Source organism: Caulobacter sp. X (assembly GCF_002742635.1).
GTDB lineage: Bacteria > Pseudomonadota > Alphaproteobacteria > Caulobacterales > Caulobacteraceae > Caulobacter.
The window spans coordinates 2,004,776-2,031,041 of record NZ_PEGF01000001.1 but is presented as its reverse complement, the minus strand read 5'-3'; the positions used below and the strand labels follow the sequence as shown (position 1 = coordinate 2,031,041).

Here is a 26,266-nt window from a genome sequence, read left to right as displayed (position 1 = left end):
TAGATGAGGAAACTGCTGTCGGGCGCTTGCGCCCTGGTTCTGGCCGGGGCGCTGAGCGGCGTCGCCTGCGCCGAAACCGTCTTTGTCCAGGCCGGCCGCCTGCTGGCCGATCCCGCCACGGGCAAGGTCGAGACGGCCAAGACCCTGGTGCTGGAAAACGGCAAGGTCGTCCGCATCGTCGACGGCTATGTCGTCGAGAAGGGCGGCAAGGTCGTCGATCTGAAGGACAGCTTCGTCCTGCCCGGCCTGATCGACAGCCACGTGCACCTGACGGGCCAGCAGGGGCCGACCTCGCGCCTCGACGAGGTGACCCAGTCGTCCGCCGACCAGGCGATGGTCGGCGCCGGCTATGCGCGCAAGACGCTGATGGCCGGCTTCACCACCGTCGCGGACCTGGGGGCCGAGAACCAGGCGATCTTCGCGCTGCGGGCGGGGATCAAACGCGGCGACGTGCCGGGCCCGCGCATCATCGCCGCCGGTTCGGCCGTGTCGATCCACGGGGGCCACGGCGACGTCAACGGCTATAGCGACGAGGTGATGCACGTGCTGCGGCCGACCTCGGTCTGCTCCGGCGCCGATGACTGCCGCCGCGCCACGCGCGAGCAGGTCTGGCACGGCGCCGACATCATCAAGATCACGGCCACGGGGGGCGTGCTCTCCAACACCGCCGCGGGCCTGGCCCAGCAGTTCTCCGACGACGAGCTGAAGGCGATCGTCGACGCCGCCCACAAGATGGGCCGCAAGGTCACCGCCCACGCCCACGGCGTCGACGGCATCAACAGCTTCCTGCGGGCCGGCGGCGACTCGATCGAGCACGGCACCTATCTCGACGCCGAGAGCATCGCGCTGTTCAAGAAGAACGGCGCCTATCTGGTCCCGACCCTGATGGCGGGCGATTTCGTCTATCGGATCGCCTCGGGGCCGAACAACTTCCTGACCCCCGCCCAGACCGCCAAGGCGCTGGACGCGGGGCCCAAGATGCTGGCCATGGCCCGCCGCGCCCACGAGGGCGGGGTCAAGATCGCCTTCGGCACCGACACCGGCGTCTCGGCCCACGGCGACAACGCCGGCGAGTTCGCCTTGCTGGTCAAGGCGGGCCTGACGCCGCTGGAAGCCATCCAGACCGCCACGGTCAACGCCGCCGACCACTTCTCGCTGTCCAGCGAGATCGGCAGCCTGGCCCCCGGCAAGGCCGCCGATCTGATCGCCGTGAAGGGCGACCCTCTGAAGGACGTCACCGAGCTGCAGCGCGTGACGTCGGTGATCAAGGGCGGGGTGGTTTACAAGTAGGGAGCCGGATAGATGCTCCCCCGCGATGCGGGGGAGCTGTCACGGAGTGACTGAGGGGGCAAGCTGGAGATCGCCCGAGATGCCCCCTCCGGCCCTCTGGGCCACCTCCCCCGCATCGCGGGGGAGGATCTTCGGCTTTCTACAGCCCCGCCTTCGCCAACAATTCCTCCAGCGCCGCCTCGTCGTCGAAGCGGGCGCGGACCGGCCAAGGCGTCACCCGCGCGCGCCAGGCGGGCGGCAGGCGGATCCAGTCCTTCTCGGTGGTGACCAGGCCCGCGTCATAGGCCTTGGCCCGATCGGCCAGCATCTTTAGCGTCGCCTCGTCATAGGCGCCGTGGTCGGGGAAGGGCGCGAAGTCCACGAGCTGGCAGCCGGCGGCGGTCAGGGCCTTCTCGACTTTCCAGGGCTTGCCGACGCCGGCGAAGCCGACCTGCGGGCCTTCCGGCACGGGGGCGGCGGACTCCAGCCGCGCGACCAGCACGGGCATGTCGCCGAACGTGACCAGCAGGTCGAAGTCGGGCTGAGGCATGTCGATCGGCAGCAGTACGATGACCGCGTCGGCGCGCGCCAGGCCCACCTTGAGCGGCTCGCGCATGGGACCGGCGGGGAAGACCCGGCCGTCGCCGAACGGCCACTCGCCGCCGCGCGTCTCGCCGTCGACCACCACCAGCGACAGGGCCTTGCGAACGCTGGGGTTTTGGTGGCCGTCATCCATGACGATCGCGCCGGCTCCGGCGGCCGAGGCGGCGATCGCGCCGGCGGCCCGGTCGCGGGCCACCCACATCGGAAAGTCCTGGGCCAGCATCAGCGGCTCGTCCCCGACCTCGGCGGCCGTGTGCTGGGCGGGATCGACCCTCACGGGCCCCTTCAGCTTGCCGCCATAGCCGCGCGACAGGCCATGGGCCTCGACGCCCCGGCGGGTCAGGGTCAGCAGCAGCTCGCGGACGATCGGCGTCTTGCCCGCCCCGCCCATGGTGACATTGCCGACGCAGATCACCGGCGCGGCGACCTCGGTCGGGATCGTCTTGGCGATGCGGCGCGCGGTGGACGCCGCCCACAGCCACGAGATCGGGGTCAGCAGGGCGCGGGTCAGCGGGGCGGGGCCGCCGCTCTTCACGTACCACCAGCGGGGCGTGCCGAGTTTCATGAGGCTATCTTGGGGACCAGCTCGAGAATACGGGAAAGACCCGCGCGCGCCTCGGCGTCGCGGGAGTCGACGAAGCTACGAGCGCGGGCGGCGCGGTCGCGCGCGGCGGCGGGATCGGCGAGATCGGCCGCCAAGGCCTCTCCCAAACCGTCCGGCGAGGTCATCACGACGCCGCCTGCCGCCTCCAGACCCGCGAAGGCCGAGGCCCAGTTCTCGACGAACGGGCCGCTGATCGCCGGACAGTCCAGCCGCGCGGCCTCCAGCGGATTGTGGCCGCCGATATCCGGGACCAGGCTGCCGGCGATGACGGCGGTTCCGGCCAAGCGGAACCACAGGCCCATCTCGCCCAGGGTGTCGGCGACCACGATGTCGGCGCTTTCTCCGGGCGCCTGGCTACGCAGGGCGGCGGAGAGGCCACGCGCCTGGGCCAAGGCCACGATCGCGGGGCCACGCTCGACATGGCGCGGCGCCAGCACCACCGGCGGCCGGTCGGCCAGGGCGGCGATGGCGTCTAGCGCGATCGCGTCCTCGCCCGGATGGGTGCTGGCGATCAGCACAGGCGGACGCGGGAAGCGCGCGCGCTCAACGGTCAGAGCCGGTTCATCGACCGGCAAAGGCGCAGCGCCGAACTTCAGGTCCGCCTCGCCGGCGACCTTGCCGCCCAGGGCCTCGAAGCGTTCGTGGGCGCGGGCGTCCTGGGCCAGGATCAGGTCGAAGGCCGACAGCAACTGGCGGGCGGCGTCGGGGCGCTGGCGCCAGCGCGCGAAGCTGCGATCCGACAGCTTGGCCGAGACAAGCGCCAGGCGCGTCCCGGCGACCCTGGCCTCCAGCAAGAGGTTGGGCCACAGCTCGCTCTCGACAAAGACGGCGAGGTCGGGCTTCCAGCGGGCGATGAAGCGCCTGGCCGCGCCGGGGGCGTCGACCGGGACATACTGGTGGATCGCGCCGGCCGGCAGGCGCTTGGCCAGCAGGACGGCGGACGTCGTGGTGCCGGAGGTGACCAGCACCGTGACCTCCGGCCGCTCGGCGCGCAGGCGCTCGACCAGCGGCAGGATCGACAGGCTCTCGCCCACGCTGGCGCCGTGCAGCCAGACCAGCGGGCCGGCGGGCCGTGCGCGTTCGCTGCGTCCCAGGCGTTCGGACAGCCGCGCCGGGTCTTCCTTGCCCTGGCGGGCCCGGCGGGCCAGCAGCGCGGGCGCGATGGGTTCGAGCAGGCCCGTGGCGGCCCGGTAAAGTTTGAGGGCGTCCGGCCGGATCACACGACGCCCGCCGGCGCCAGGCGGCAGGCGTGCGCCCCGTGGCTGGTCTCGACCTGGATGGTCACGTGGCCGATGTTGAACTGGCTGGCGAGCTCCGCGCAGGCGTCGTGCAGGAACTGGTCGTGACCCTCGTCCAGCGGACGGACGACGTGGGCGGTCAGGGCGTTCTCGGTCGTGCTCATCGCCCAAATGTGTAGGTCGTGCACCTCGGAGACGCCCGGGCGCGTGGCCAGCCAGTCGCGGACCTTGGCCGGGTCGATACCGCGCGGCGTGGCGTCCAAGGCCAGATCCAGCGAGTCGCGCAGCAGGCCCCAGGTGCCCAGCACGATGACCGCGACGATCGCCAGGCTGACCACGGGGTCCAGCCACAGCCAGTTCGTCAGGCTCATGGCGAAGGCCGCGACCACGACGCCGGCCGACACGGCCGCGTCGGCGGCCATGTGCAGGAACGCGCCCCGGACGTTTAGATCCTCCTTGGAGCCGCGCATGAACATCAGCGCCGTGGCCGTGTTGATGGCGATGCCGACGGCGGCGACGATCATGACCGGACCGGTCTCGATGGCTTGCGGATCGGCGAAGCGGCGGACGGCCTCCCACGCGATCGCGCCGACGGCGACCAACAGCAGGGCGGCGTTGGCCAGCGAGGCCAGGATCGTGCCCTTGCGCAGGCCGTAGGTGCGGCGAAGGCTGGGCGCGCGCTTGGCCATCACCGCCGCGCCCCAGGCCAGCAGCAGGCCCAGCACGTCGGACAGGTTGTGGCCGGCGTCGGCCAGCAGGGCGAGGGAGCCGGTGATCAGGCCGGCGGCCGCCTCGACCACCACGAAGCCCATGTTCAGCGCCGTGCCGATCGCGAAGGCTCGCCCGAAGTCCTTCGGCGCGTGGCTATGGCCGTGGTGACCGTGGTGGTGATGGCCGTGACCGTGCGCGTGATCATGATCGTGGTGATCATGGTCGTGCCCATGATCGTGATTGTGCGCGTGTCCGGGGTGATCGTGAGCCATGGCCCTACATCCCACCAAGCAGGGGCCGGATCAATCTTCGACCAAGGCTTCGGCGCGGCGGGTGACCGCCGAGAGGCGCGCGGCCCAATCCTCGGCCAGCTGGTCGGGGTCGTCGCCTCGACCCGCGCCGGTCGGTCCGTCCCAGACCATGGCGGCCTTGGCGAAGGGGAGGGGGATCATGGTCTGGTCCCACGAGCCCAGCCGCAGGCAGGGCTTGGCGGCCAGGCCTACGAAGATCACCGGCGCGCCGGTGACGCGGGCGAGGGAGGGCGTGCCCTTCTCCATGTGCTCGGCCGGGCCGCGGGGGCCGTCGGGGGTGATGGCGACGCCGCCGCCGTCCTTCACCCACTTGACCATATCGCGGAAGGCCTGCTCGCCGTGCTTGTTCTTGGCCAGATCGGTCTTCTTGGCTGACGAGCCCCGGATCGCGGGGAAGCCCAGCTTCTCGACGGTGCGAGCGATGAACTCGCCGTCGTTGGAGCGCGAGATCAGGGCGCGCATGTCCTGGCGGCGCGAGAGATCCTGCGGCCAGCTCAGCGGCGACATCGGGATGCGCGAGTGCCAGAAGCACAGGATCGCCCCGACGCCGGTCTCACGACCCTGGGCCCAGACAGCCTCGGCCTGCTCACGGCCTTCCTCGGTCATGCGCAGGGTTTTGAAGACCAGCTTGGAGTAACTGGCGAAGATCGAGGACAGCAGCCAGATCACGAACGGCGAACGCAAAGGTCTCAAGCGTCACCTTCCAAAAGCGGCGCGTCGGGGGCGTGGTCGAGGTCCTGGGCCTTGGCGAGCCGCGCATAGAGGCCGCCGGCCTGGACCAGCTCGGCGTGCGACCCAGTCTCGACCACGCGGCCCTTGTCGATGACATAGATGCGGTCGGCGTTCTTCACCGTCGACAGGCGGTGGGCGATCAGGATGGTGGTCCGGCCGGCCATCAGCCGCTCCAGCGCCGCCTGCACCTGGGCCTCGCTCTCGGTGTCGAGGGCGCTGGTGGCCTCGTCCAGCAGCAGGATCGGGGCGTTCTTCAGGAAGGCGCGGGCGATGGCGATGCGCTGGCGCTGGCCGCCCGACAGACGGGTTCCCGCCTCGCCGACGGGGGTGTCGTAGCCCTCGGGCAGGGCCAGGATGAAGTCGTGGGCGGCCGCTTGGCGGGCGGCGGCCTCGATCTCCAGCTGGCTGGCGCCGGGGCGGGCGTAGGCGATGTTGGCGCGGACGGTGTCGTCGAACAGGAAAGGCTCCTGGGTGACGAGCGCGATCCGGTCTCGCAGCGAGGCCAGGGTCACGGTCCGCACGTCGTGGCCGTCGATGGTCACCGCTCCGCCGTTCACGTCGTAGAAGCGCGGGATCAGGTTCAGGATCGAACTCTTGCCGCCGCCTGACGGGCCGACCAGGGCGACGGTCTCGCCTCGGCGGGCCTCGAGGCTGACGTCGGACAGGGCCGGGATGTCGGCGCCATACGAGAAGGTGACGTGGCTCAGCGCGACGGCGCTGTCGCCGGCCGGCAGCGGCTTGGCGTCGACTGGATCGACGATGGTCGGCTCGACGTCGAGGGCGGCGAACAGGCGCCGGGCGCCGGTGAAGCCCTCGCTGAACACCGTCTGCAGGTTGGCGACCTGGCGCAGGGACTGCAGGGCCATGGCGAGAGCCGCCAGGAAGGCCGAGAAGTCCCCGGCGCTCATCTGGCCCATCGTCGCCCGCCAGCCCGCATAGGCCAGGACGCCGGCGGTGATCAGGGCGCCGAAGGTCTCCGTGGCCGGGGCGGCCATGGCCTTGGCGTTCGAGCCCTTGACCAGGTGTCGCTGGCGGCGCTCGATCACGGCGGCGACGCGGCCTTCCTCGTAGGCCTCGCGGTTCTCCATCTTGACGATCTTGACCCCGTCCAGGCTCTCCATGATCGCCGTGGAGAGGTTGGAGGTCTCGCCCATGGCGCCCTTGGCCGCCTTGGTCGTCTTCTTCGAGAAGCGCCGGATGAACAGGCTGGAGACGGGGCCGATGATCAGGACGCCGCAGGCCAGCGGCCAGTCCAGCTGGAACATGACCACCAGGGCGCCGACGACAGTCAGGAACTCGCGGGTGTAGTTGACCACCCCGCTGGTCGCCGCCTCGCGGATCAGGGTCGCGTCATAGAGCATCGACGAGACGTACGAGCCCGAATGCGCGCCACGCAGCCGCGCCAGGTCCGAACGCATCAGCTTGCCGAACAGTCGCAGTTGCATGTCGCCGACGACGCCGTTGCCGATCCGATTGATCGAGGTGGTCTGCAACACCTGGAAGACGCCGCGCGAGATGGCGATGACGGCGATCAGCAACGGAATGCGCCACAGCGCGCCGGGCTGGGGGTGCGAGATCAGATGATCGACCGCGGGCTTCAGCACATAGGCGAGGGCCGCGCTCAGTCCGGCGACCGCGACCGCGCAGAGCAGGGCGGCGACCAGCCGGTTGCGACGGGGCCGCAGATACTCGCGCCAGATCCGCGCGGCGATGACGCGGTTCGAAAGTTCAGGCGTGTCCTGGGCGGTCATGCGGGAGGGGTCGGATGTCGCGTGGAGGCTGTCAAGGACGCGAGAGACGCACTGGCCGGTAAAAGCGACAGCATAAGGGCCGGTTTTGCCTTTCCGGGCGCTCTATCCTACTTAGACCTCGCAATTCGCAAGGATCGTCCCCGCTTGGCCAAGTTCGACCTCACCACGCCCTGGGGCCGGTTCAAGACCTATCTCCACTATCTGTGGAACGACCACGCCTATCTGCGCCTGGGCTTTTCCAACGCCCATTGGATCAGCCCGGAGATGGTCCGCGCCAACCAGCCCTGGCCGTTCCAGCTGGCCTGGTGGAAGAAGCAGGGGATCAAGACGATCGTGAACCTGCGCGGCGGCTTCGACGGCAGCTTCTATGCGCTGGAGAAGGACGCCTGCCAGCGCCTGGGGCTGAATTTCGTCGACTTCACCATCACCTCGCGCGAGGTCCCGATCCGCGAGCGGGTCCGGGGCGCCAAGGAACTGTTCGAGACGATCGAATATCCGGCCCTGATGCACTGCAAGTCCGGCGCGGACCGGGCGGGAATCATGAGCGTCTTCTACGCCCACTATCGGCTGGGTCAGCCGATCCGCGAGGCGATGAAGCAGCTGGGCCCGCGCTACCTGCACATCAAGCACGGCAACACCGGCGTGCTGGACTATGTCTTCGAGCAGTATCTCGAGCGCGGCGAGCCCAAGGGGCTGACGTTCAGCGAATGGGTCGAGAGCGAGGACTACGATCCCGTCGCGATGAAGAAGACCTTCCGGGCCGGGATGCTGGGCAAGGTGCTGACGGACAGGATTTTGCGGCGGGAGTGATAGATGCTCCCCCGTGATACGGGGGAGCTGTCGCGGAGCGACTGAGGGGGCTAACACAGCTTACGCAAAGCTCGCCCCCTCCGGCCCTCTGGGCCACCTCCCCCGCATCGCGGGGGAGGAACCTGTCCAATCAACCCTCGCTCGGATCCAGCAGCTTGTGGGCGTGGATGATGAAGTAGCGGGCGTGGGCGTTGTCGACCGTGGCCTGGGCCTTGGCCTTCCAGGCCTTGTGGGCCTCGTCGTAGTTCGGATAGGCGCCGACGAATTCGACCTTGTCGAGGTCGCGGAATTCGATGCCGGCGACGTCCTTCAGTTCACCGCCGATGACGATATGAAGAAGCTGCTTATCGGGCATTTGGGGCAAGTTCCTGCGAGGAATTGGTTTTATGGCAGCTCGATATGCCCGACGCGGTTAAGGATCAATGGCGCTAGCGCTTGATTGGCGCAAACCAGGCTCGGAACCTGCGGAACGGGGCGATTATAGGCGAAGTCTCGTCCTTTATGGTCGCTAAGCGTGGCGCCCGCGCGACGGACGATCAGGTCTGCGGCCGCGAGATCCCACTCGCTCTTGGGCGACAGGGCCACCGCGGCGTCGAAGGCGCCCGAGGCCACCAGGCACATGCGGTAGGCGATCGAGTTGCGGCTTTCGATCCGCATCTCCGGCCAGGGCTCGCGCCAGGCCGGGTGAGCGAACATCTTGGCGTCGCCCAGCATGGCCGCGCCGAACAGCTGGTCAGTGGCGCTGGGCGCGATCGGGACGCCGTTCAGGGTGGCGGGGCCTTCCAGCGTGGCGGCGTAGGTCTCGGACAGCGCCGGGGCGTGGACGACGCCGGCGATCGGCCGCCCGTCCTCGACCACGGCGATCGAAACCGCGAACCACGGCTTGTTCTTCATGAAGGCGACGGTGCCGTCGATCGGGTCGACGACGAACTGGCGGCGGGTGGCGAGGCGGGCCGGATCGTCGGCGGTCTCCTCCGACAACCAGCCATAGTCGGGGCGCGCCGACTTCAATTCCAGCTTCAGCAAGGTGTCGACCGCGAGGTCGGCGTCGGTGACGGGCGAGCCGCCGGACTTGGACCAGATCTTCAGGCCGCTTTCGCGCGCGGTGAGCGCCAGCTCTCCGGCCTTGCGCGCGGCGTCGAGGATCAGGTCCAGGTCGTTCATTTGCCCGCGATCGCCAGGGCGTCGACCAGCAGCGACGGGCTGTTGCTGGCGCCGCGCAGTTCCAGGTCCGAGCCGGGGACCAGGCGCGCATAGATGTCGATCAGGTTGCCGGCGACGGTGATCTCGGTGACCGGACCGGTGCTCTCGCCGTTCTCGAACCAGTAGCCCGAGCAGCCGACCGACCAGTCGCCGGTGTTGCCGTTCAGCGAGGGGCCGAACATCGAGGTGATGACGAGGCCGCTCCCGGCGTCCTTCATCAGGCCGTGGATGTCCTTCTCGCCCGGTTGGAGCGTCAGGTTATGGGTCGACACGCCGGAGGGACCGGCGAGGCCGCGAGAGGCGTGGCCGGTGGTCGCCATGCCCAGCTGCTTGGCCGAGCTGGTGTTGAGCAGCCAGGTGGTCAGCACGCCGTCGTCGATCAGCGCGCGCGCCTCCGTCGCCACGCCTTCGTCGTCGAACGGCGCCGAGCCGAGGCCGCGGATTCGGTGCGGGTCCTCCAGCAGGTGGACGCCCCGGGCGAAGATCTGCTGACCCAGCTTGTCCTTCAGGAACGACGTGCCTCGCGCGATCGACGGGCCCGAGATCGCGCCCAGCAGCGGGCCGATCAGGCTCATGGCCAGGCGGTTCTCGAAGATCACCGGGGCGGTGGTCGAGGCGATCTTGCGCGGGTTCAGGCGCGCGACGGCCTGGCGGCCGGCCTCCATGCCGATGTCGCCGGCGGCGGGCAGGTCGCCGAAGTGGCGGGTCGAGCGGCCTTCGCCGCCGCGCTCCATGCCCGCGCCTTCGCCGGCGATGGCCGAGGCCGACACCGAGTGGCCGGTCGCCGCATGGCTGGCGTGGAAGCCCTCGCTGGTCACCATCGCCCAGCGGGACGACGACCAGGCGGCTGAGCCGCCATCGGAATTGGTCACGCCCTTGACCGCGCGGGCGTGCTCCTCGGCGGTGCGAGCTTGGGTCTCGAGCGTCTCAGCCGTGGGCTCGTAGGCGTCGACGAGGTCGAGCTCCGGATAGGGCGCGCGCGCCAGGCGGTCGGCGGGCGCGAGGCTGGCGTAGGGATCCTCGGGCGCCAGGCGGGCCATGGCGATGGCGCGCTCGATCAGCTTGGCGCGGGCCTCGGCCGAGATGTCGGAGCCGGAGACCGTCGCGCTGCGCTGGCCAATGAAGACGCGCAGGCCCAGGTCGCGGGCTTCCTCGCGCTCGACCTCTTCCAGGTCGCCCAGGCGGACGCTGACGGAGAGCGACTGGCGCTCGGCGAAGACAGCCTCGGCCGCGTCGGCCCCGGCCTTGCGCGCGGCGGCGACCACGTCATGCAGCAGGTTTTCGTCCATGCGGTCTTATGGACGACGCGCACCGGCCGGGGCAAGCGGCCGCAGAGATTTAGGCGATGGCCGAGATCAGCAGGGCCACGCCGGCGAAGATGTAGGCCAGCCAGGTGGCGATCATGCCCGCCGCGCGGGGGATCGAGACGCCGCCGCTGTTCGAGAGCCCGATGGCGTGGGTGACGCGGCCGGCGAACAGCAGGAAGCCCACAACGTGGATGGTCAGGCTCGATGCGCCGGCGACGGCCAGCACGGCCAGGGCCGCGACGCCGGTCGGGACATATTCGGTGGCGTTGCCGAAGGCGCGGATGGCCCGCGCCAGTTCCGGAATGCCCTCGTCGCCCAGCGCCACCTTGTGTTTCTGGCGCAGGCGCACGACCAGCACCGACAGGATCAGCAGGAGGAAGAGGTGCAGGCCGGCCCAGAGGGCGGCCGCGTGGCCGGAAACAATCGTATCCATGACTTACAAGACCTTATGGCGCCGCCCGCCCCCGAGCGGTCGGCCATATGAAGCCTTCCGCCGGGTCTGGGCAAGTCGCGCTACTTCGCGAGCTCGCGGGCGATCGGATACAGCAGATGATGGTCGTCGTAGAACGGCGTGCGCTTGTAGAACCAGGCCAGGCGCGCGTCGGGATCGGCGGCGAACTTGGGCTCGGCGGCCAGCTTGGCCTCGAACTCGGCCTTCAGCGCCGGATCGGCGGCCAGCATCTTCTCGGCCAGCGGGGCGATCGCGTAGGGCTCGATGTACTCCACGCGGCTCAGCACCTCGGGGACCATGCCCCAGGCGAAGACGCTTTCGTTCGACTGCGGCTCCAACAGCAGGACCACGAGGTCGCCCAGCGGCTGGTCGGTAGGCACGCGGACCGAGCCCTTGGGGAAGGTCCAGTCGCGGGTCTCGGTGGTGACCTTGTCGACGCTGATCTGCACATGGCCTTCGTTGGCGCGCGTGGCGATCTTCGGATCGACCAGGCGGATCATCTCGACCTTCAGCGTCTTGTCGGCGCTCAGGGTCTCCAGCGCCACGCCGTGCAGCTTCAGGCGCTCGATGATGTCGGCGCGGTAGCTCGGCACATAGTAGGCCGCCGGGCGCTTCAGGGTCAGGGAGGGCTTGGAGCCATAGAACGGGACGTTCCAGATCTCGGGATCGGCCTCGCCCAGCCACCGCACTTCCTTCCGGCCGGAGGCGGGGCTGTCGTAGTACTCGTAACGGATGCCCTTGAAGGCGCGCATGTAGGCGGGCTTGTCGTCGGACACGAAGTTGGCCGGGATCTCAGCCGGGCGCAGGGCGCTGTCGGCGGCGATGGCGGTCCGCAAGGTCTCGCCCTGGTCGGCCAGCAGCTTCATCGCCGTCTCGATGAACACATAGGTCCCGAGCACGCGCTGGGCGTGGGGCTTGAGGCTATGGTTCTCGATCAGGATGGTCGGGACGTGGGCCGCCGCGCCCCAGCCGTTCGAGAAGCGCTCGCCCAGGCCCCCGTCCGAGAAGCCGGCCTTCGGATTATGCTCGTCGATCCCGAACACCAGCTCGCCCGGGATGTGGCCCTCGGCCTCCAGGCTCTTGTTCATGACGGGTTTCAGCACCCCATCCAGCCACTGGGCGATCGCCGGCGAGCGGTTCCAGACGCCGTTCTCGCCGTTGAAGCCGTAGGTGACGTCGTACTGGTAGTCCATGCCGTCGGTCACGTGGACGTCGACATAGAGATCGGCCTTGTACTTGGCCTGCAGCCGCTTCAGCGCCCGCATCTCCGGCTGGTCCAGCTTCATGAAGTCGCGGTTCAGGTTCTGGTTGGTCGCGGTGTTGCGCCAGCCCTGGATGCGCGGGCCCCGCTGGTTGGGACGGGAGTAGGGGCCCGAGCGCTCGTGGCCGTCGACCGACAGGATCGGGATCAGGACCAGATTGACCTTGTCCAGCAGGCCGTCCTTGCCGTGGAAGGCCATGTCCCGCAGCAGCATCATGCCGGCGTCCTTGCCGTCGATCTCGCCGGGGTGGATGCCGCACTGAACGAGCAGCAGCGGCTTCTTCGGATCGAGCTTGTCGCCGTCCTTGGAGGCGATGACCGCGAAGATCGCGCGGCCCTGCGGCGAGACGCCGAAGTCCTCGACCCGGATCAGCTTGCTGGCCTTGTCCAGGCGGTCGAACCAGGCGCGGGTGTCGGCGTAGGTCGGCGAGAAGTTATGCTCGGCGTCGGCCTCGAACGGCGTCACCCACGGATCGGCCTTGTCGCGGAGCAGCCCTTGGCTGGCGCCCTGCCAGTGCGGCGCCGGCGGCAGGAAGGCTTCGTCCCAGGGGGCTTTCGGGGTCTGAGCCATGCTCGTACTCGCTGTCAGGGCGACGACCAGCGCCGTCAGGGTAAGGCGTTTCATCCTAGGGCTTCTTCCAGATCGGCGTCCCGTCGCCGGGCAGGCCGAGGCGGGCCCACTTCTCACTGACCGCGTCGACCACGGCCTGGTCCATGCGGATCTCCTGGCCCCACTCGCGCTTGGTCTCGGGCGGCCATTTGTCGGTGGCGTCGAGGCCGATCTTGGAGCCGAGGCCGCTCTCGGGGCTGGCGAAGTCCAGATAGTCGATCGGGGTGTGTTCGATCACCGTGATGTCCCGCGCCGGGTCCATCTTGGTGCTGATCGCCCACATCACGTCCTTCCAGTCGCGGGCGTTGATGTCGTGGTCCACGACGATCACCCACTTGGTGTACATGAACTGGCGCAGATAGCTCCAGACGCCCAGCATCACGCGCTTGGCGTGGCCGGGATAGGCCTTCTTCATCGACACCACGGCGATGCGGTAGCTGCAGCCCTCGGGCGGCAGCCAGAAGTCGACGATCTCGGGGAACTGCTGGCGGATCAGCGGGATGAACACCTCGTTCAGCGCCTCGCCCAGCACCGACGGCTCGTCCGGCGGCCGGCCGGTGAAGGTGGTCAGGTAGATCGGGTCCTTGCGCATGGTGATCGCCGTCACCTGGAAGACCGGGAACTTCTCGACGCTGTTGTAGTAGCCGGTGTGGTCGCCGTAGGGGCCCTCGTCGGCGAACTCGTCGAGCAGGACGTGGCCTTCGAGGACGATCTCGGCGTGGGCGGGCACCATCAGCGGCACGGTCTTGGCCGGGACGAGGTCGACCTTGGCCCCGCGCAGCAGGCCGGCGAACTGGTATTCCGACAGGGTGTCAGGCACCGGCGTCACGGCCGCCAGGATCGTGCCGGGATCCGCGCCCAGAACGGCGCAGGCGGGCAGGGGCTCCTTGGCGCCCGCCTTCTTGTGGCGAGCGTAGTGCTGGGCGCCGCCGCGATGGGCCAGCCAGCGCATGATGCACTTGTCCTTGCCCAGCACCTGCATGCGGTAGATGCCGAGGTTGAAGTCGTCCTCGCGATCCTTGCCCGGGCCCTTGGTCACCACCAGCGGCCAGGTGATCAGCGGCGCGGGCTCGCCCGGCCAGCAGGTCTGGACCGGCAGCTTGGTCAGGTCGATCTGGTCGCCGGTCAGGACGACCTCCTGCACGGGGGCCTTCTTCACCGCGCCCGGGCGCATGCTCATGACCGTCTTGGCCAGGGGCAGCATGTCGAGGGCGTCCTTGATCCCCTTCGGCGGCTGCGGCTGGCGCAGGAAGGCCAGGAGTTCGCCGACCTCCCGCAGCTCGCCGGCTGTCTCGCGCGGTTCGCCGCCCAGGGTCACGCCCATGGCCACGCGCTTGACCGTGCCGAAGAGGTTCGCCAGCGCCGGCATCGCCGAGCGCGAACCGTCGGGCAGCAGCACGTTCTCGAACAGCACCGCCGGACCGCCGGTCGCCAGGAGGCGCGTCTGGATCTCGGTCATCTCGAGCACGCTGGAGACCGGCTCCTTGACCCGGACCAGCTCGCCCTTGGCCTCCAGGACGTCGATGAACTCGCGAAGGGAACGGTAGGCCATGGGATGCTCGTACGGAGAAAAGTCTAGTTGGCTACGGCCAGGTCGTCGGCGTGGATCATCGGGCCCTCGGTGAAACCGAGTTCGGCCTCGATGGCGTCGGAGCGCAGGCCCGCGATGCGCTGGGCGTCGGCGCTGTCATAGCGGACGATGCCGCGCGCGACCTCGCGGCCGGTCTCGTCGCGGACCCGGACCGCGTCGCCCTTGTCGAAGGGGCCCTCGATGGCTCGCACGCCCGCCGAAAGCAGGCTCTTGCCCGCTTCCAGCGCCTTGGCGGCGCCGGCGTCGACCGTCACCCAGCCCTGGGGCGCCAGCGAGCCGGCGATCCAGGCCTTGTAGGCGGCGGCGGGCGACGCGCCGGCCTCGATCAGGGTCGCCTTCTCGCCGTCGGCGATGGCGGCCAGCGGACGCGGGCGCGAGCCCAGGGTGATCAGGGTGGCGCAGCCGGCGGCCCGGGCGATGCGGGCGGCGGCGATCTTGGTGGCCATGCCGCCGGTGCCGACTCCGGCCTCGGCGTTGGCGCCTTCGGCCATGCCGGCGATCTCGGCGGTGATCTCGCTGACCAGCGGGATGTGCTCGGCCTTGGGGTTCTTGCGCGGGTCGGCGGTGTAGAGGCCGTCGATGTCCGATAGCAGCACCAAGAGGTCGGCGCCGGCCATCTGGGCGACGCGCGCGGCCAGGCGATCGTTATCGCCGTAGCGGATTTCCTCGGTGACCACCGTGTCGTTCTCGTTGACCACCGGCACGACGCCCAGGCTCATCAGGGTCTCGGTCGTGGCGCGGGCGTTCAGCCAGCGGCGGCGGGTCTCGGTGTCGTCGCGGGTCAGCAGGATCTGGGCGACGCTGAGGCCATGCGGCTCGAAGGCCTCCTCCCAGGCGCGCATCAGCAGCGACTGGCCGGCGGCGGCCGCCGCCTGCTTTTCGGGCAGGGTGGCCTTCTTGCCGCTCAGGCCCAAGCGCCGTCGACCCAGCGCGACCGCGCCCGACGAGACGACCAGAACCTGCTTGCCAGCGGCGCGCAGGGCCGCGGCGTCGGCGCAGAAGGCCTCCAGCCAGGCGCGGTCGGCCGCGCCCGTCGCGTCATCGACCAGCAGGGCCGAGCCGACCTTGAAGACGATGCGACGCGCGTTCCGGTATGCCTGCGCCGTCTGGCTCACGGCGTCCAGCCTCCGGGGGTCTCGTCGACGTGATCCTCGTCGTCCTCGATCTCTTCCTCGAGATCGCCGCGACGGATGCGCACCTGCTTGTAGGCCGCGCGCAGCAGTTCCTTCACGCCCTGGCCCGAGACGCCGGACACCAGGCGCGGCTTCACGCCGGCCACGGCTTCCAGCTCGGCGACCTTCTCCGCGAGGGTCTCCTCGTCGAGGGCGTCGATCTTGTTCAGCGCCAGGATCTCGGCCTTGTCGGCCAGCTCGTCGCCATAGGCTTCCAGCTCGCCCCGGATCGTCTCATAGGCGCCCACGACGTCGTCCTGGGTGGCGTCGATCAGGTGGATCAGGGTCGCCGAGCGCTCGACGTGGCCCAGGAACCGCGTGCCGAGGCCCGCGCCCTCGCTGGCGCCCTCGATCAGGCCGGGGATGTCGGCCAGCACGAAGCGCTCACTGCTGGACAGGTCCACGACGCCCAGGTTCGGGGTCAGGGTGGTGAACGGATAGTCGGCGATCTTGGGCTTGGCGGCGCTGGCGGCGGCCAGGAAGGTCGACTTGCCCGCGTTGGGCAGGCCGACCAGGCCGACGTCGGCGATCAGCTTCAGCCGCAGCCAGATCCAGCGCTCCTCGCCCTCCTGGCCGGGATTGGCGTATTTCGGCGCCTGGTTGACCGGGCCCTTGAAGTGCAGGTTGCCCCAGCCGCCGTTGCCGCCCTTGGCCAGCAGGATGCGCATGCCGGCGTGGTCGAGGTCGGCGATCAGGGTCTCCTTGTCCTCCTCCAGCACCTCGGTGCCGACGGGAACCTTCAGGACCACGTCCTCGCCCGCCGCGCCGTGGCGCGCCCGGCCCATGCCGTGCACGCCCGTGCCGGCCTTGAAGTGCTGCTGGTAGCGATAGTCGATCAGGGTGTTGAGGCCTTCGACGGCCTCGATCCACACGTCGCCGCCGCGGCCGCCGTCGCCGCCGTCCGGGCCGCCGTACTCGATGTACTTCTCGCGGCGGAACGACACCGATCCGCCGCCGCCGTTTCCGGAGCGGATGTAGATCTTGCATTGGTCCAAGAATTTCATGGGGTCCTTTTGTCCCAAGGCGTCCCGCGCGTCGAGCCAAAACCCCGTTCTCGCGTGACGCATGGCCACAGCCGTTAACCTCAAGAAACTGGTGACGAGGGCGCGGCGTCGTGACGAAATGTTAAAACACGCCATGCGACAAGGTGTCATGGCAGCGAACCGCCTTTGTCTTCGCGGCGGAACGGGAGGCTGACCTTGGCGACCGAAGTAGAAGTCGATGATGTGCTGGCGAAGGACCTGGTCGAGCTCTCGACGCAGGAAATCCATCGCAAGTACAGCGCCGAAGCCTCCGTCCATCGCAACATCCTGATCGGCCGCGGAACCGGCGTCGCGCCGCAGTGGCGCGACTTCAAGACCTTCCTCGGCGAAGTGGGGCGTCGCCCCTCGACAGACCACACCCTCGTTTTGCTGAACCGTTACGAGCGGACCTACGGCCCGGGCCGCGCCCGCTGGATGACGGCCGAGGAGCAGGCGGCGCACGAGGAGGAATTCGACCGCCAGCGCGCCGAACAGCAGCGCGAGGAGCAGCTGCTGCTGCACAAGGCCGCCGCGACCAAGCGGGCCGGCACGCCCGGCGCGCCGTCGTTTGGCCAATGGACGCCGATGGCTGGCAAGCAGGTGGCCTATACCGACGTCGCCAAGAAACTGGCCATTCCGGTCAACGCGCTGTCCAAGACCATGCCGGCCGGCACCAGCGCCGACGAGCTGGTCAAGCGTTCGGCCACCGCCAACGACCTGATCAACGAGAACGCCTCCTGGCTGCCGCCGGACCCGGCGCGCAAGGCGGGCTTCTTCGAGGCCTACCGCATCTGGCACCTGCAGGTGCAGCCGCAGTTCGCCAAGGCCGCGACCCCGACCTTCCTGTTCCTGTACATCGCCCTGCCGGTGATGAAGCAGTGCCGGGACGATCTGATCGATCTGGACCTGTGGAATCCGCTCGGCCAGCGCGCCCTGAACGCGCGCGACAGCCATGTGGCCTGGAAGAAATACACCGAGTTCATGCCGCGCGCGCAGGTGGCGATGATGGAGATTCCCATCTACGCCACCTATTCGCTGCTGACCGACCTGGACGCGCTATGCGAGCGGATCGTGACCGCCGAGAAGCGCTTCCGTGAAGGGCCGCAGAAGGTGATCCACACCCACCGCGCGGCCTAGGATGCTCCCCCGTGATACGGGGGAGCTGTCGCGGAGCGACTGAGGGGGCTAATTCGGCCCCGATCCAGCTTGCCCCCTCCGGCCCTCTGGGCCACCTCCCCCGCATCGCGGGGGAGGATCACTAAGCCAGCCACACCATCATGCGGGTGGCCGCAACCGCGCCCCGCGCGATTGACGGCTTGTGCTCCACGACGCCGGTGTACAGAAAGCCCGCCTTCACCAGCACCCGGCCCGACGCGTCGTTGTCGGCGAAGTGGCCGGCCGTGACATAGCGCTTGTTCCAGACGCCGCGCGCCCAGTCCAAGGCGCCCTTGGTCGCCTCGGTGGCGTAGCCGCGCCCCCAGTAGGGTCGGCCGATCCAGTAGCCCAGCTCGACCTGGCCCTCGAGCGTGGTGAAAAGGCCGACAACCCCGATCAGCCCCTCGTCCGCCAGCTCGATCGCGAAGGTGTTGTCGCGCGCGCGGTCCTGAGTCCCGCAGCGGGCGACGAAATCCTCGGCGTGGCCGCGGGTATAGGGCGAGGGCATGCGCGTGGTCATGCGCGCCACGTCATGATCGACGCAGAAGGCCGCCACGCGCTCGACATCGGCCATGGCCGGAACGCGCAGCGTCAGCCGCTGGGTTTCGATGACGGGTCTTTCTTCGATGACGCACATCGGCGCCTCCCAAGGTTCCTCCGGTCCTCTTTCATCCGGGACCGTGACGCCGCCGTGGCGATCGGTGTTGCGGCGGCGAGACAAAACAAAAGCGGGGAGCCCGGCGTTCCGGACTCCCCGCTAGAGATCGTCTGTCCGGATCGTCTTCTGAAGGAGAAGCACGATCCGAAGAAACCTTGGTTCGCGCTTACTCGGCCGGCTGAGCGGCCGGGGTCACGGTCACGTAGGTGCGGTTGTGCTTCTTGGTCACGAAGCCCACCGCGCCCTGCACGAGCGCGAAGAGGGTGTGATCCTTGCCCATGCCCACGCCCGAACCCGGGTAGAACTTGGTGCCGCGCTGACGCACGAGGATGTTGCCGGCGAGAACCTTCTCGCCGCCGAACTTCTTCACGCCAAGGCGCTTCGACTCTGAGTCGCGGCCGTTGCTGGACGAACCGCCAGATTTTTTGTGAGCCATTGTGCTCTCCTATCCTCTGGGGGCGTCGCCTTAGGCTTCGCCGTCTTCCGTCTTGGCGGCCTTCTTAGGGGCGGCCTTCTTCTTGGGGGCGGCTTCGGCGGCCGGCTCGGCGGCGGCTTCAGCAGCCTTCGGAGCCTTGGCCTTCTTCGGAGCCGGAGCGGCTTCCGCGGCGGCCGGGACCGAGAACGGCACGGCGGCGTCGCCGAGACCGCGAGCGCGGGCGTCCAGGATGACCTTCGGGGTCAGGTCGATCGAACCTTCCCACTTGGCTTCCTTGCCGGCGCCGGCGACGGACGTGACGCGCACGACCGACTCGAGCTGGCGGTGACCGCGGGTGCGGCGGTAGCCCTGACGGCGGATCTTCTTGAAGATCTTCACCTTCTCACCCTTGCGGGTTTCGATCAGGGTGCCGGAGACGACAGCGCCGTCCACGGTGGGGGCGCCGACCGTCACGGCCTCGCCTTCGCCAAGCATCAGGACTTCGCCAAAGGCCACGGCAGCGCCGGGTTCACCTTCGAGCTTTTCGACCACCAGCAGGTCGCCGGCTTGAACCCGGTACTGCTTGCCGCCGGTTTTGATCACCGCGTACATAGGTTAGCGCCTTAAAAACGTGCGTTCGCAAAATAGGGAACGCCCGCTCGGAAACCCGGCGGGCGAAGAGGGCGCGACTTATACAGCCGCGAGCCCGAGAGTCAACGGCGTCGCCACGGGAATCCGGCCTGGATTCCGCTAAATGCGAGAAGTTCGCGATGACCCCTGGTGTGTTATTTTATAACACGCTATATCGCTGATCGTGAACCTGACGCTTCTCGCCCCCATCGCCGCCACCGGTTTCGCCGTCGCCTTCCTGCACGCGGCGCTGCCCACCCACTGGCTGCCGTTCGTCCTGGTCGGGCGCGGCCAGCATTGGTCGGCGGGCAAGACGCTGAGCGTCACCGCCCTGGCCGGCCTGGGGCACGTGGCCTTCACCATCCTTCTGGGCGTGGTCCTGGTCGGCGCGGGCCTCGCGGTACAGCCGCACATGGGCGCGGTGTTCGGCTGGGCGGTCGGCGCGCTGATGGGCGTGCTGGGACTCTTCTATCTCTGGCGCGGCCGCCATGATCACGGCGAGGGCGATATAGAGACTCGTCGCTACGCCTCGGACCGCGCCGCCATCGTCGCCCTGGTGGTGCTGCTGACCCTGTCGCCCTGCGAGGCCTTCCTGCCGATCTATCTGGCGGGGGTGAAACACGGCTGGACCGGCTTCATGGCGTTGAGCGCCGTGCTGATGGCCGCCACCACGGCCGGCATGCTGCTGTTCACGACCCTCAGCCTGGCCGGCGTCAAGCGCCTGGGGTTGGAGCGGATCGCCCGCTACGAATCGACCATCCTGGGCGTGGCCCTGATCGCGATGGGCCTCGGGGTCGCGTTCCTCGAACTGTAGGGACGCCCCGGCTTTTGTTTGCGGAGGCGAGCGCCTAAATAGCGCTCCATGACCCAAGCCTCCTCCGCCGCTTCCGGCAAGATCCCCGTCACCGTGCTGACCGGCTATCTCGGCGCCGGCAAGACCACCCTGCTCAATCGCATCCTCACCGAGGAGCACGGCAAGCGTTACGCCGTGATCGTCAACGAGTTCGGCGAGGTCGGCATCGACAACGACCTGGTGGTCGGCGCCGACGAGGAAGTGTTCGAAATGAACAACGGCTGCGTCTGCTGCACGGTGCGCGGCGACCTGATCCGGGTTCTGCAAGGCCTGATGAAAAGGAAGGGCGGCTTCGACGCGATCATCGTCGAGACCACCGGCTTGGCCGATCCCGGCCCGGTGGCCCAGACCTTCTTCGTCGACGAGGACGTCAAGGCGCGCACCGCCCTCGACTCGGTGACCGCCGTCGTCGACGCCAAGCACATCATGCTGCGCCTGGGCGACAGCAAGGAGGCCGTCGAGCAGATCGCCTTCGCCGACCAGATCGTGCTGAACAAGACCGACCTGGTCTCGGAGGACGACCTGCGCCACGTCGAGGCCCGCATCCGCCGGATCAACCCGCTGGCCCCGATCCACCGCGCCCAGCGCTCGAACGTTCCGCTGGAGGCGATCCTGGGCAAGCACAGCTTCGACCTGGACCGGATCACCGAGCTGGAGCCGGACTTCCTCAATCCCGCCCACGGCGAGCCGGGCCACGTGCACGACGAACACTGCGGCCACGACCACCACCACCACGATCATGATCATGTGCATGACGAGCACTGCGGTCATGACCACCACCACCATCATCACCACGACGCCAAGAGCGACGTGCACGACGACGGCGTGAAGGGGATCTCCCTGACGCTGGACAAGCCCGTCGACGGCCAGAAGATCACCGCCTGGCTCAACGACCTGCTGGCTCGCCGCGGCCCGGACATCCTGCGCGCCAAGGGCATCATCGACGTGAAGGGCGAGAACAAGCGCCTCGTCTTCCAGGCCGTCCACATGATCCTGGAAGGCGACTTCCAGCGCGAGTGGACCGACAAGGACAAGCGCTACAGCCGCATGGTCTTCATCGGCCGGGATCTGGACGAAGCCGAACTGCGCGCCGGCTTCGAAGCGACGGCGGCTTAACGACCCTAAATCCTCCCCCTAGCGGGGGAGGCGGCGCGAAGCGCCGGAGGGGGAAGTCTCCAGAGCCTGCTTCTTCCCTCTCCGTCATCTCTTTGAGCCGACACCTCTCCCTTGGGGAGAGGATTTCAGACAAACAAAAAGCCCCGGAGCCTGAGCTCCGGGGCTTTCGTGTTCTTGGCTGTCGCCGAGGATCCTTAGTGGATGTCCTCGTTGATCAGGCCGACCTTGTACCAGCCCGAGGTCTGCAGCTGGTTCAGCACGCCCATGAAGTCGGCGTACATCACGTCGGCGTCGGCGCGGATCATGATGCGCTGGTCGTCCTTCGGGCCGGCTTGGCCGTTGGCGGCGAACTTGGCGTCCAGATCGGCTTCCAGGCCATCCAGGCTGGTCTGCTTCTCGGCGATGAAGATCGCGCCAGACTTCTGGATCGAGATGAAGACCGGCTCCTTCGGCTTCGGCGCGTTCGGGGGCGGCGGAACCGCCGGAGGAAGGTCGATCTTGATGGAGGTCACGGCCATCGGCACGGCGACCATGAAGATGATCAGCAGCACCAGAAGGATGTCCACGAAGGGCGTGACGTTGATTTCGGAATTTTGGCCCAGCGAATAACGGCCACCGCCGCCGCCAGCAAGTTTAGCCGCCATGCCTGACTGTCTCCCAGAAGGCCACGCGCCCCGCGCGCGCCTGAAAATGTCATTACCGCGCCACGTCTGGCGCAGACGGGCGCGGAAGTAAAGCCCGACGACGCGGCGCAATAGCAAGCCCCTTTTTTCGACTTTTCGCCGAACGCCGTTCGAACGGGCGCCTGGCGCCAAACGCGCCTGGAAACGCATCGCCTTGAAAGAGTCTGGCCGTGGAGGCCTCGGCGCCTTATCTCGCGCGCATGATCTTTTCCTTCGACGCCTTCGTCACCGACGTCCTTTTCGACCGTTCCGGCCGCGCCGCCTTCGCCCTGGGCGACGGCACGGTGCGCCTGCAGACGCAGGATGGCTTCGTCACGGTGGAAGCTCATGGCGGCCCCCTCGGCGGCGCTGTCCTGGCCGCCGCCGCCCATCCCAGCGGCGCCGGAATCGTCACCGGCGGCGATGACGGCCGCGTGGTCTGGAGCCGAATCGAGAACGGCGAGGTTGTCGCGACCCTGCTGGCCGAGGTGAAGAACAAGTGGATCGAGCACGTGGCGACCAGCGCCGCCTCGGGCCTGATCGCCTTCGCCGCCGGCAAGGAGGTCCATGTCCGCGACGCCGCCGACCCGGCCTTCGCGCGCGCGTTCGCGCACGAGAGGACGGTGTCGGGCCTGGCGTTTGAGCCCAAGGGGCGGCGCCTGGCCTCGGCCACCTATGGCGGCGCCTATCTGTGGTACGCGCGGATCGCCGACCAGAAGCCCCAGCTCCTGAAGTGGGCCGGCAGCCACATCGCCGTGGCCTTCAGCCCGGACGGCAAGTTCCTGATCTCGTCGATGCAGGAGAACCAGCTGCACGGCTGGCGCCTGTCGGACGGCAAGGACATGCGGATGGGCGGCTATCCGGCCAAGATCAAGAGCCTGGCCTTCTTCGACAAGGGCAACCTGCTGGCCACGGCCGGCGCCAATGGCGCGGTCATCTGGCCGTTCGCCGGCGCCAGCGGCCCGATGGGCAAGGAGGCCGCCGAGATCGGCTTCTCGCGCGATTCGATGGTCGTGCGGGTCGCCGGCGTCGATGCGCACCCCGTCTGCCTGGCCGGCCAGGACAACGGCAAGATCTGGGCCGCCCATATGCGCAACGGGCGCATCGAGACCCTGAAGGCCGAGAAGGGCGCCCCGATCAGCGCCCTGGCCGTCAGCGCCGACGGCAAGCTCATGGCCTGGGGCGACGAGAGCGGCGAGGCCGGGGTCCTGGAGATCCCGGACATCAGCGGCCCTCGCCAGTTCGCGGGCTAGAACCCCTTCAGCTCGCCCCACTCCTCGAACGGGGCGCGGCGGGAGCGGAAGTTGTTCACCGGGGCTTCGGCGTCGCGGTAGCCAAGGGCCATGCCAGAGAACAGCATGTGGCCCTCGGGCAGGCCGACATGCTCGTCGACCAGCTTGTTGTAGTGCGACCAGAACTCCTGCGGGCAGGTGTCGAGGCCTCGCTCGACGGCCAGCAGCATGAAGGTCTGCATGAACATGCCGACGTCGCTCCACTGCGGCGGGCCGCAACGGCGGTCGATCGAGAAGAACAGCTGCACCGGCGCGCCGAAGCCCTGGCCGTTTATGGCGAACCACTGCAGGCGGGCCATCTTGTCCTCGCGCGGGATGCCCAGCGCCCCGTACATGTCCTCGCCCACCTGGAAGCGACGGCTGCGCAGCGGCTCCCACAGGTTGGCGGGATAGACGTCGTACTCGGTCGGATCGGGCGAAGCCACGCGGGTCAGCATGGCGTCGGTCAGGGCCTTCAGCGGCGCGCCGGCCACCACCTGCACCCGCCAGGGCTGGAGGTTGCCGCCCGAGGGCGCGCGGGACGCCGCCTCCAGCAGCTCGCGCACCAGGGCGGCGTCGACGGGATCAGGCTTGAAGGCGCGCACCGACATGCGGCGGTTGACGGCGTCGATCACGTCCATCGAAGGCTCCCTTGATTGTCTCGCCGCTATGCCCGCGACAGCGACTTTTCCTCTGGCTAGCATCCCGCCGCAGCGTAAAGACAAGTCTGTTCGAGATTCTCTTCCTGGTCTCTTTGGGGGCGTTCCTTGCGGCGGCTTCTGCGCAATATCGCTTTGGCTCTGTTCATCGTCCTGGTCGCGGGACCGATCGTGACCGTGCTGATCTACCGCTTCGTCCCGCCGCCGATCACGCCGCTGATGGTGATCCGTGCGGTCGAGGGGAAGGGGCTGGACCATCGCTGGCGGCCGATCGACGAGGTCGCGCCCGCCCTGCCGCGCGCCCTGATCGCCGCCGAGGACGCGCGGTTCTGCGAACACCACGGCTTCGACTTCGACGCCCTGCAGAAGGCCTACGCCAACAACGAGGCCGGCAAGAAGATCCGCGGCGGATCGACGATCAGCCAGCAGACGGCCAAGAACGTCTTCCTGTGGCCGGGCCGCTCCTATGTCCGAAAGGGTCTGGAAGCCTGGTTCACGGTGCTGATCGAGGTCGGCTGGGGCAAGAAGCGGATCATGGAGGTCTATCTGAACTCCATCGAGTTCGGCCCGGGCATCTATGGCGCGGAGTCGGCCTCGCGCCGCTATTTCGGCGTCGGCGCCGACAAGCTGACCCAGGCCCAGGCCTCGCGCCTGGCCGCGATCCTGCCCAGCCCGCTGAAGTGGCGGGTGATCAAGCCGGGCAAGTACGTCGCCAAGCGCACGAAGAAGATCGGCAAGGCCTCCGGGACGGTGCGCCGCGACGGCCTCGACGACTGCGTAGGCTAGCTATTCCACCACTGGCGCGTGGCGGGGCAGGCGTCGAGCGCCCGCTCATAGCCGTCCCGCTGGCGCAGTCGCTTCACGTAAGCCATCTCGGCCTCGCCCAGCGGAAAGTCGATGTTCTTGCGCGCCATCTCCAGCGCGTAGCCGACCGAGATGTCCGCCGCGGTGAAGGCCTCGCCCGCCATGTAGGGCGCCTGCGCCAGCCGACGGGCCACCAGGCCTAGGCGGCTGGTGAACACGTGCATCGCCTGGCGGACGGTCCAGTTGTCACGGTCGGTCTCGGGCGCGAAGTGCTTGGCGCCCGTCAGGAAGAAGACCGAGGCCGCCAGTCCGGCCTCGCCCAGGTGCAGGAACTGCTGGTAGGCGGGGAAGGCGGCGTCTCGAGGGGCCGGCGCCAGGGGGGAGGGCCCGTAGCGGCCGAGCAGGTACTCCATGATCGCGATCGACTCGACCATGACGACCTCGCCGTCCTGGATCGCCGGGATGAAGCCGCCGGGATTGACCGCCAGGAACTCCGGATCGTTCTCCACCCCCGCCAGCATGTCGACTCCGCGCAGACGATAGGGCAGGCCCATCTCCTCCAGCAGCCAGACGACGCGAAAGCCCCGACCTTCTCCGAAGACGGTGATCATCCGCGCATGCCCAGCAGCGCGAACATCCCTCCCTGCGGGTCCGTGGCGTTGACGACCCAGGCCCCGCCGGGGACCTCGACCGGACCCATCAGGACCTGGCCGCCGTTCGCCTTCACTCGCTCGACGGCGGAGTCGATCCCTTCGACGCCGAAATAGTACAGCCAGTAGGGCGTCGGCGCCGGGGCGTGGTTGCTGAACATGCCGCCGATCGCCGCCGTGCTGGGCCCAAAGGTCTGGTAGACGCCCATCTCGCCCATCGGCACGGTGTCGTGCTTCACCCAACCGAATAGCGGGGCGTAGAAGGCGAAGGCCTTCTCCCAGTCGGCCGCGTGCAGCTCCGACCAGCCCAGCGAGCCGGGCGACATGGGCTCGGGCCGGGGCGGCGGCGTCTCGAGCGAGCCCCGGAACAGGATGAACATCGCGCCTTGCGGATCGGCGACGACGGCGAAGCGGCCGACGCCCGGAATATCCTGCGGCGCCTTGTGGACGGCGCCGCCGGCGGCCTCGACCTTCTCGGCGTAGGCGTCGACGTCATCGACGCCGACATAGCCCAGCCAGCCCGGCGGAACGTCCTTCATCTCCAGCATGCCGCCAACGGCGAGCTCGCTGGCCTTGAAGATCGTGTACGGACCATTCGGACCGGAGGAGGCCTCGGTCGTCCAGCCGACGACGGTCTTGTAGAAGGCTTCGGCGGCCGCCGCGTCGGGGGTGACCAGTTCGAACCAGACGAAGTCGCTAGCCATGAGGGTCTTCCTTTGGGCGGGGGAGGGTGTTGAAGGGGCGAGC

Annotated in this window: 27 protein-coding genes; 7 read left to right on the top strand and 20 right to left on the bottom strand. The window is 68.7% G+C overall.

Features of this window, described 5'->3' with window-relative positions; all coding sequences use genetic code 11:
• The first annotated feature begins 3 nt into the window (after positions 1–3).
• Positions 4–1,290 carry an amidohydrolase family protein gene (locus CSW60_RS09370; protein WP_099536995.1) on the top strand — a complete coding sequence of 429 codons (1,287 nt, stop codon included), beginning with the start codon at positions 4–6 and terminating at the stop codon, positions 1,288–1,290.
• A 139-nt stretch (positions 1,291–1,429) separates the two neighbouring features.
• Here CSW60_RS09370 and lpxK read toward each other — a convergent pair whose 3' ends face one another.
• From lpxK to CSW60_RS09345, 5 genes are read right to left on the bottom strand one after another with little or no spacing between them, the layout of a single operon-like run.
• Positions 1,430–2,437, bottom strand: coding sequence for a tetraacyldisaccharide 4'-kinase (gene lpxK, locus CSW60_RS09365; RefSeq protein ID WP_099536994.1), 1,008 nt, complete (start codon positions 2,435–2,437; stop codon positions 1,430–1,432).
• A complete protein-coding gene (locus CSW60_RS09360; RefSeq protein ID WP_099537629.1) occupies positions 2,434–3,723 on the bottom strand; it encodes a 3-deoxy-D-manno-octulosonic acid transferase in 1,290 nt (429 codons plus the stop codon). The genes lpxK and CSW60_RS09360 overlap by 4 nt, the downstream gene beginning before the upstream one ends.
• Positions 3,693–4,697, bottom strand: coding sequence for a cation diffusion facilitator family transporter (locus CSW60_RS09355; protein WP_099536993.1), 1,005 nt, complete (start codon positions 4,695–4,697; stop codon positions 3,693–3,695). The genes CSW60_RS09360 and CSW60_RS09355 overlap by 31 nt, the downstream gene beginning before the upstream one ends.
• 30 nt (positions 4,698–4,727) lie before the next feature.
• Positions 4,728–5,429: a lysophospholipid acyltransferase family protein gene (locus CSW60_RS09350; protein WP_099536992.1), complete on the bottom strand. Its 702-nt coding sequence runs from the start codon at positions 5,427–5,429 to the stop codon at positions 4,728–4,730.
• Entirely contained in the window at positions 5,426–7,219 is a 1,794-nt protein-coding gene (locus CSW60_RS09345) for an ABC transporter ATP-binding protein (protein WP_099536991.1), read from the bottom strand. Before CSW60_RS09345 ends, CSW60_RS09350 begins: the two co-directional genes overlap by 4 nt.
• A 144-nt stretch (positions 7,220–7,363) precedes the next feature.
• On the opposite strand from CSW60_RS09345, the gene CSW60_RS09340 reads away from it, so the two are divergent.
• Complete coding sequence (locus CSW60_RS09340) at positions 7,364–8,029, top strand: tyrosine-protein phosphatase (protein WP_099536990.1); 666 nt, start codon at positions 7,364–7,366, stop codon at positions 8,027–8,029.
• A gap of 130 nt (positions 8,030–8,159) precedes the next feature.
• Here the strand turns inward: CSW60_RS09340 and CSW60_RS09335 are convergent, their stop codons facing one another.
• From CSW60_RS09335 to obgE, 8 genes are all read right to left on the bottom strand, one after another.
• The gene (locus tag CSW60_RS09335) at positions 8,160–8,393 is read right to left on the bottom strand and encodes a DUF4170 domain-containing protein (RefSeq protein ID WP_201723003.1); all 234 of its coding nucleotides are present in this window, start codon (positions 8,391–8,393) and stop codon (positions 8,160–8,162) included.
• A gap of 20 nt (positions 8,394–8,413) precedes the next feature.
• Positions 8,414–9,193 carry a 3'(2'),5'-bisphosphate nucleotidase CysQ gene (locus CSW60_RS09330; protein WP_099536988.1) on the bottom strand — a complete coding sequence of 260 codons (780 nt, stop codon included), beginning with the start codon at positions 9,191–9,193 and terminating at the stop codon, positions 8,414–8,416.
• Positions 9,190–10,521 (bottom strand): TldD/PmbA family protein, encoded by a 1,332-nt coding sequence (locus CSW60_RS09325; RefSeq protein ID WP_099536987.1) that lies wholly within the window; start codon positions 10,519–10,521, stop codon positions 9,190–9,192. The genes CSW60_RS09330 and CSW60_RS09325 overlap by 4 nt, the downstream gene beginning before the upstream one ends.
• Before the next feature lie 49 nt (positions 10,522–10,570).
• Positions 10,571–10,972: an MAPEG family protein gene (locus CSW60_RS09320; protein ID WP_099536986.1), complete on the bottom strand. Its 402-nt coding sequence runs from the start codon at positions 10,970–10,972 to the stop codon at positions 10,571–10,573.
• An 80-nt stretch (positions 10,973–11,052) separates the two neighbouring features.
• Entirely contained in the window at positions 11,053–12,876 is a 1,824-nt protein-coding gene (locus CSW60_RS09315; RefSeq protein WP_099536985.1) for a M14 family metallopeptidase, read from the bottom strand.
• 1 nt (position 12,877) lies between these two features.
• A complete protein-coding gene (locus CSW60_RS09310) occupies positions 12,878–14,413 on the bottom strand; it encodes a UbiD family decarboxylase (protein WP_099536984.1) in 1,536 nt (511 codons plus the stop codon).
• A gap of 23 nt (positions 14,414–14,436) precedes the next feature.
• Positions 14,437–15,567 carry a glutamate 5-kinase gene (proB, locus tag CSW60_RS09305; protein WP_099536983.1) on the bottom strand — a complete coding sequence of 377 codons (1,131 nt, stop codon included), beginning with the start codon at positions 15,565–15,567 and terminating at the stop codon, positions 14,437–14,439.
• A complete protein-coding gene (gene obgE, locus CSW60_RS09300) occupies positions 15,564–16,628 on the bottom strand; it encodes a GTPase ObgE (RefSeq protein ID WP_099536982.1) in 1,065 nt (354 codons plus the stop codon). The genes proB and obgE overlap by 4 nt, the downstream gene beginning before the upstream one ends.
• A 195-nt stretch (positions 16,629–16,823) precedes the next feature.
• On the opposite strand from obgE, the gene CSW60_RS09295 reads away from it, so the two are divergent.
• Positions 16,824–17,783: a hypothetical protein gene (locus CSW60_RS09295; RefSeq protein WP_201723002.1), complete on the top strand. Its 960-nt coding sequence runs from the start codon at positions 16,824–16,826 to the stop codon at positions 17,781–17,783.
• A gap of 121 nt (positions 17,784–17,904) precedes the next feature.
• Here CSW60_RS09295 and CSW60_RS09285 read toward each other — a convergent pair whose 3' ends face one another.
• The 3 genes from CSW60_RS09285 to rplU form a co-directional block, all read right to left on the bottom strand.
• Entirely contained in the window at positions 17,905–18,438 is a 534-nt protein-coding gene (locus CSW60_RS09285) for a GNAT family N-acetyltransferase (protein ID WP_099536980.1), read from the bottom strand.
• Positions 18,439–18,625: 187 nt separating this feature from the next.
• Complete coding sequence (gene rpmA, locus CSW60_RS09280) at positions 18,626–18,895, bottom strand: 50S ribosomal protein L27 (RefSeq protein ID WP_004615680.1); 270 nt, start codon at positions 18,893–18,895, stop codon at positions 18,626–18,628.
• A gap of 30 nt (positions 18,896–18,925) precedes the next feature.
• Complete coding sequence (gene rplU / locus CSW60_RS09275; RefSeq protein WP_099536979.1) at positions 18,926–19,486, bottom strand: 50S ribosomal protein L21; 561 nt, start codon at positions 19,484–19,486, stop codon at positions 18,926–18,928.
• Positions 19,487–19,688: 202 nt separating this feature from the next.
• On the opposite strand from rplU, the gene CSW60_RS09270 reads away from it, so the two are divergent.
• Positions 19,689–20,318, top strand: coding sequence for a hypothetical protein (locus tag CSW60_RS09270; protein WP_099536978.1), 630 nt, complete (start codon positions 19,689–19,691; stop codon positions 20,316–20,318).
• Positions 20,319–20,366: 48 nt separating this feature from the next.
• The gene (locus CSW60_RS09265; protein ID WP_099536977.1) at positions 20,367–21,473 is read left to right on the top strand and encodes a GTP-binding protein; all 1,107 of its coding nucleotides are present in this window, start codon (positions 20,367–20,369) and stop codon (positions 21,471–21,473) included.
• Between the two features lie 194 nt (positions 21,474–21,667).
• Here CSW60_RS09265 and CSW60_RS09260 read toward each other — a convergent pair whose 3' ends face one another.
• A complete protein-coding gene (locus CSW60_RS09260) occupies positions 21,668–22,117 on the bottom strand; it encodes a biopolymer transporter ExbD (protein WP_099536976.1) in 450 nt (149 codons plus the stop codon).
• Positions 22,118–22,356: 239 nt separating this feature from the next.
• Here CSW60_RS09260 and CSW60_RS09255 point away from each other — a divergent pair, with 239 nt between their 5' ends.
• Positions 22,357–23,388, top strand: a complete 1,032-nt coding sequence (locus CSW60_RS09255) for a WD40 repeat domain-containing protein (protein ID WP_099537628.1) — start codon at positions 22,357–22,359, stop codon at positions 23,386–23,388.
• Here the strand turns inward: CSW60_RS09255 and CSW60_RS09250 are convergent.
• The gene (locus tag CSW60_RS09250) at positions 23,385–24,047 is read right to left on the bottom strand and encodes a nitroreductase (RefSeq protein ID WP_099536975.1); all 663 of its coding nucleotides are present in this window, start codon (positions 24,045–24,047) and stop codon (positions 23,385–23,387) included. The genes CSW60_RS09255 and CSW60_RS09250 overlap by 4 nt on opposite strands.
• A 126-nt stretch (positions 24,048–24,173) precedes the next feature.
• On the opposite strand from CSW60_RS09250, the gene mtgA reads away from it, so the two are divergent.
• On the top strand, positions 24,174–24,851 hold the full coding sequence (gene mtgA, locus CSW60_RS09245) for a monofunctional biosynthetic peptidoglycan transglycosylase (RefSeq protein WP_099536974.1): 678 nt from the start codon (positions 24,174–24,176) through the stop codon (positions 24,849–24,851).
• Here mtgA and CSW60_RS09240 read toward each other — a convergent pair.
• Together CSW60_RS09240 and CSW60_RS09235 are read right to left on the bottom strand one after the other, a co-directional pair.
• A complete protein-coding gene (locus CSW60_RS09240; RefSeq protein WP_099536973.1) occupies positions 24,848–25,480 on the bottom strand; it encodes a glutathione S-transferase family protein in 633 nt (210 codons plus the stop codon). The two genes, mtgA and CSW60_RS09240, sit on opposite strands and share 4 nt — an antisense overlap.
• The gene (locus CSW60_RS09235; RefSeq protein WP_099536972.1) at positions 25,477–26,223 is read right to left on the bottom strand and encodes a VOC family protein; all 747 of its coding nucleotides are present in this window, start codon (positions 26,221–26,223) and stop codon (positions 25,477–25,479) included. The genes CSW60_RS09240 and CSW60_RS09235 overlap by 4 nt, the downstream gene beginning before the upstream one ends.
• Positions 26,224–26,266 lie beyond the last annotated feature (43 nt).

What these genes read in the sequence shown, in the direction of transcription:
- CSW60_RS09285 (WP_099536980.1), bottom strand. Translation starts at nt 18,438, where the DNA reads ATGTGCGTCATCGAAGAAAGACCCGTCATCGAAACCCAGCGGCTGACG.
- rplU (WP_099536979.1), bottom strand. Translation starts at nt 19,486, where the DNA reads ATGTACGCGGTGATCAAAACCGGCGGCAAGCAGTACCGGGTTCAAGCC.
- CSW60_RS09345 (WP_099536991.1), bottom strand. Translation starts at nt 7,219, where the DNA reads ATGACCGCCCAGGACACGCCTGAACTTTCGAACCGCGTCATCGCCGCG.
- CSW60_RS09330 (WP_099536988.1), bottom strand. Translation starts at nt 9,193, where the DNA reads ATGAACGACCTGGACCTGATCCTCGACGCCGCGCGCAAGGCCGGAGAG.
- CSW60_RS09260 (WP_099536976.1), bottom strand. Translation starts at nt 22,117, where the DNA reads ATGGCGGCTAAACTTGCTGGCGGCGGCGGTGGCCGTTATTCGCTGGGC.
- CSW60_RS09355 (WP_099536993.1), bottom strand. Translation starts at nt 4,697, where the DNA reads ATGGCTCACGATCACCCCGGACACGCGCACAATCACGATCATGGGCAC.
- CSW60_RS09320 (WP_099536986.1), bottom strand. Translation starts at nt 10,972, where the DNA reads ATGGATACGATTGTTTCCGGCCACGCGGCCGCCCTCTGGGCCGGCCTG.
- lpxK (WP_099536994.1), bottom strand. Translation starts at nt 2,437, where the DNA reads ATGAAACTCGGCACGCCCCGCTGGTGGTACGTGAAGAGCGGCGGCCCC.
- CSW60_RS09325 (WP_099536987.1), bottom strand. Translation starts at nt 10,521, where the DNA reads ATGGACGAAAACCTGCTGCATGACGTGGTCGCCGCCGCGCGCAAGGCC.
- CSW60_RS09315 (WP_099536985.1), bottom strand. Translation starts at nt 12,876, where the DNA reads ATGAAACGCCTTACCCTGACGGCGCTGGTCGTCGCCCTGACAGCGAGT.
- CSW60_RS09255 (WP_099537628.1), top strand. Translation starts at nt 22,357, where the DNA reads ATGATCTTTTCCTTCGACGCCTTCGTCACCGACGTCCTTTTCGACCGT.
- CSW60_RS09240 (WP_099536973.1), bottom strand. Translation starts at nt 25,480, where the DNA reads ATGATCACCGTCTTCGGAGAAGGTCGGGGCTTTCGCGTCGTCTGGCTG.
- CSW60_RS09310 (WP_099536984.1), bottom strand. Translation starts at nt 14,413, where the DNA reads ATGGCCTACCGTTCCCTTCGCGAGTTCATCGACGTCCTGGAGGCCAAG.
- CSW60_RS09235 (WP_099536972.1), bottom strand. Translation starts at nt 26,223, where the DNA reads ATGGCTAGCGACTTCGTCTGGTTCGAACTGGTCACCCCCGACGCGGCG.
- CSW60_RS09250 (WP_099536975.1), bottom strand. Translation starts at nt 24,047, where the DNA reads ATGGACGTGATCGACGCCGTCAACCGCCGCATGTCGGTGCGCGCCTTC.
- CSW60_RS09370 (WP_099536995.1), top strand. Translation starts at nt 4, where the DNA reads ATGAGGAAACTGCTGTCGGGCGCTTGCGCCCTGGTTCTGGCCGGGGCG.
- obgE (WP_099536982.1), bottom strand. Translation starts at nt 16,628, where the DNA reads ATGAAATTCTTGGACCAATGCAAGATCTACATCCGCTCCGGAAACGGC.
- CSW60_RS09265 (WP_099536977.1), top strand. Translation starts at nt 20,367, where the DNA reads ATGACCCAAGCCTCCTCCGCCGCTTCCGGCAAGATCCCCGTCACCGTG.
- rpmA (WP_004615680.1), bottom strand. Translation starts at nt 18,895, where the DNA reads ATGGCTCACAAAAAATCTGGCGGTTCGTCCAGCAACGGCCGCGACTCA.